At 61.9% G+C, this 3,416-nt stretch carries 5 protein-coding genes; 4 read left to right on the forward strand and 1 reads right to left on the reverse strand.

Annotated elements, in window-relative coordinates; genetic code table 11:
- Nucleotides 1–666: FAD-binding protein (locus VGG64_03550; GenBank protein ID HEY1598648.1), on the reverse strand; the 666-nt coding region annotated here is incomplete at its 3' end.
- Between the two features lie 232 nt (nt 667–898).
- On the opposite strand from VGG64_03550, the gene rpmB reads away from it, so the two are divergent.
- The 4 genes from rpmB to VGG64_03570 form a co-directional block, all read left to right on the forward strand.
- The gene (gene rpmB / locus VGG64_03555; protein ID HEY1598649.1) at nt 899–1,258 is read left to right on the forward strand and encodes a 50S ribosomal protein L28; all 360 of its coding nucleotides are present in this window, start codon (nt 899–901) and stop codon (nt 1,256–1,258) included.
- A gap of 114 nt (nt 1,259–1,372) precedes the next feature.
- Entirely contained in the window at nt 1,373–1,663 is a 291-nt protein-coding gene (gene gatC / locus VGG64_03560) for an Asp-tRNA(Asn)/Glu-tRNA(Gln) amidotransferase subunit GatC (protein HEY1598650.1), read from the forward strand.
- A gap of 114 nt (nt 1,664–1,777) precedes the next feature.
- Nucleotides 1,778–3,319, forward strand: coding sequence for an Asp-tRNA(Asn)/Glu-tRNA(Gln) amidotransferase subunit GatA (gene gatA, locus VGG64_03565; protein HEY1598651.1), 1,542 nt, complete (start codon nt 1,778–1,780; stop codon nt 3,317–3,319).
- Nucleotides 3,289–3,416 (forward strand): hypothetical protein (locus tag VGG64_03570; GenBank protein HEY1598652.1); only part of this gene is annotated, 128 nt, incomplete at its 3' end. The genes gatA and VGG64_03570, both read left to right, overlap by 31 nt.

The raw sequence follows: 3,416 nt of genomic DNA on the forward strand, positions 1-3,416 counted from the left end.
TGCAATATCGTCGACAGGATACCAGAAAAACTCAAAGTGCCGGTTCGCGGCGATACGCTCGTCGAGCGCCGCGAGGCAAGCATCCAGCCTCTCGCGACAAGCTTGCTCGTGCAGACGATAAAGCGGCAAAAGCCGCAGCCGCACCGAGGTAATCACCCCCAGAGACCCCAGCGAAACCTGGGCCGCGCGAAATACCTCGCCATCGGACTCCGGCGAGCAATCAAGAACATCTCCGTTGGCCGTCACGATCCGCAGCCCGACGACCTGAGTCGATATGCTCCCCAAGGCGGGCCCGGTACCGTGGGTACCCGTCGACACCGCGCCGGCGATAGCCTGTACGTCGACATCCCCCTGATTTTCGAGCGACAGCCCCACGTCGGCGAAGGGGCGGCCGATGTCGTGAATCTTGGTGCCGGCACGAATCGCCGCGCGACAGGTTGCCCGATCGGCCCATTCGATGCCCTGCAGTCGATCGAGCGACACGAGCACATCATCGCTTGCACATAGCGGCGTAAACGAGTGTCCGCTGCCCGCCACGCGTACGGTCTGCCCAGCCACAGCCGCGCGACGGACGATGGCCACGACTTCGTCTTCGGACTGCGGGGCCATCAGCTCGCGCGGGCGGCATGTCACAGAGCCCGACCAGTTGGACCAGTTGGATACCATGGCGACAATCCTTTGACACGACGCGTGGACCATTGAGGCAGCAATCTTGCCGGCCTGAATAGGGTAGCCGATCAACTTCCCGTTGCCGCACGGATTACGACAAATCGAACGAGTTGAATACAACTGCCCACCTCAGGCTTTGCAGCCTCGGGCCGGCCGGGTATACTCCTGGATTCAATAATTTGAATGCACAGCTGCGTAACTAAATCGTTCTAGGCTGGGAGGTAGGGCTATGGCCCGTTCTTGTGAAATTTGCGGCAAGGGACCAAAGATGGGCAATCAGGTTACCATTCGCGGCAAGGCGAAGTACCTGGGGGGCGTCGGTACGAAAATCACCGGCATCAGTCCTCGCCAATTTAAGCCCAATCTGCAACGTGTCCGGGCCACGGTCAAAGGGACCAACAAGACGCTGCTGGTCTGCACCCAATGCCTGCGCAGCGGGGCAGTGATCAAGCGCATCGAGGCCCCGCCTTTCCGCCTGCCGGCCGACGCCAAGGGACCGGCCAAGCCAGCCGCAAAAGGTCCGGCAAAAGCCTCGGCCAAAGCTCCTGCAAAGACGGCTGCCAAGCCCGCCCCGAAGACGGGTAAATAGACACCAGCGTGAACGCACAGTGATGAATGCAGCATGGCGCGTTGATCGGCCGCCAGGGCTATCTGCCATCCTGCATTCAAAATCTCTCGTTCATCATTTTCCGTTCCTTCCGCCATGTCTCTTACGCGCGAACAAGTCGAGAAGGTATCGCTCTTGGGGCGACTGCGTCTCACGGACGCAGAGCTCGACACCATGACGGTTCAACTCGCCGCGATCGTGGGCTATGTCGAGCAACTTGCGGAACTCGAAACGAGCAACGTCGCGCCGATGGCGCATGCCGTCGAATTGCACAACGTCTTTCGACCAGACGAAGTGCGCGCTAGCGTAGAACGTGCCGACATGCTGGCCAATGCCCCCGCCGCCGATGGCGAGTTCTACCTGGTGCCGGCCGTGCTAGGAGAGTGAAGTAGCAATAGAAGATGACCGTGAATTGAAGAATAAGGAGATCGATTGTTATCGGGTCGTCTCTGCGTGCGGCTGCTCTTGACTTCGTCATCTAGCAACTCTTGTTAGCCTCTCATGTCCCTCCTCGAACTATCCGCTAAGCAACTCCTCGCGGAATTGTCGGTGGGGCGCATCACCGCGGTCGAGGTGGCCGAGGCTTATCTCGCCGCCATCGTGCAACGCGACAAGCAAGTCGGCGCCTTTCTGCGCGTCGATGCCGAAGGGGCCCTGGCAAAAGCCCGCGATATCGACGACCGCCGCCGCGCAAAGCAACCCGTCGGCCGACTGGCCGGGCTACCCGTGGCTGTAAAGGACATTCTTTGCAGCCGGGGCGAGGTGACGACTTGCGGCTCACGGATGCTCGAGCGCTTCAAAGCCCCTTACGACTCCACCGTTGTTGCCAGGCTCAAGGATGCCGACGCGGTACTCATTGGCCGCACGAACATGGACGAGTTCGCCATGGGTGGCTCGACCGAAAACTCGGCCTTTCAGGCAACGCGAAACCCGTGGGACCTGGCCTGCACTCCGGGCGGGTCAAGCGGTGGTTCCGCGGCCTGCGTCGCGGCGGGTATGGCCCCTCTGGCGATCGGAACGGACACGGGTGGATCGATTCGGCAGCCGGCCGGGTTGTGCGGCGTCACAGGTATGAAACCAACGTACGGGCACGTTAGCCGATACGGGCTGGTCGCGTTCGCGAGCAGCCTGGACCAAGTCGGGCCCTTGGCACGCAATGCCGAGGACGCGGCCGTCCTGCTGGAAGCTATCGCCGGACATGATCCGCTCGATTCGACCTCGGTCCAGGCGCCCGTCCCTCCTTACAGCGAGTGGGTCGGCCAGCCGTTGACCGGATTGACCTTGGGGGTCGTGCGCGAGCACTTCGGACCGGGTCTGGATGCCGAAGTCGAAGCCGCCGTGCGCGAGGCAGTTCGCGTCTACGAGTCGTTGGGCGTGAAGATCAAAGAGGTCTCGCTTCCGCACAGTAAGTACTGCGTGGCCACGTATTACATCATCGCCCCCTGCGAGGCGAGCAGCAATCTGGCCCGCTACGACGGCGCCCACTACGGCTATCGGACGGATGCGCCCGCGATGCAGGCCGAGTTGGCCGACGAGCGCCGCCGCCTCGAGACCGCGGGCGATCAGCGCGGCGTCGGAGAACTCGACACTGCGTTAGTGCGCATGTATCGACGCAGCCGATCGGAGAGCTTTGGCGCCGAAGTGAAGCGACGCATCATGCTGGGCACCTATGCCCTCTCGGCGGGCTACTATGACGCCTATTACCTCAAAGCGCTCAAAGTGCGCCGTCTGATTCGCCAGGATTTCGACCGCGCTTTTGAAGAGGTCGATCTAATCGCCGGGCCAGTCACGGCGGCGCCAGCATTCAAAATCGGAGAGAAAGTCGACGATCCATTGGCCATGTACCTGGTCGATCTATACACGGTGAGTGCGAACCTGGCCGGCATCGGCGGCATTGTTTTTCCCTGCGGCGCAAGTGCCGGGGGGCTGCCCATTGGCCTGCAATTGCAGGCGCCGCCGTTCGAAGAAGACCGCCTGCTGCGCGCCGCACACATGTTTCAAACGGCCACGGACTGGCACACGCGGAGGCCATCACTGCCGTGAGCACTCCGTACACGATCGTCATTGGTCTCGAAGTCCACGTGCAGCTGGCCACCCGGAGCAAACTCTTTTGTGGATGCAGCACCCGCTTCGGCGCCGC

The organism is Pirellulales bacterium (assembly GCA_036490175.1).
Taxonomy (GTDB): Bacteria; Planctomycetota; Planctomycetia; order Pirellulales; family JACPPG01; genus JACPPG01.

Excerpts from the sequence above, each read along its gene's own strand:
- rpmB (HEY1598649.1), top strand. The coding sequence starts at position 899 with ATGGCCCGTTCTTGTGAAATTTGCGGCAAGGGACCAAAGATGGGCAAT.
- gatC (HEY1598650.1), top strand. The coding sequence starts at position 1,373 with ATGTCTCTTACGCGCGAACAAGTCGAGAAGGTATCGCTCTTGGGGCGA.
- gatA (HEY1598651.1), top strand. The coding sequence starts at position 1,778 with ATGTCCCTCCTCGAACTATCCGCTAAGCAACTCCTCGCGGAATTGTCG.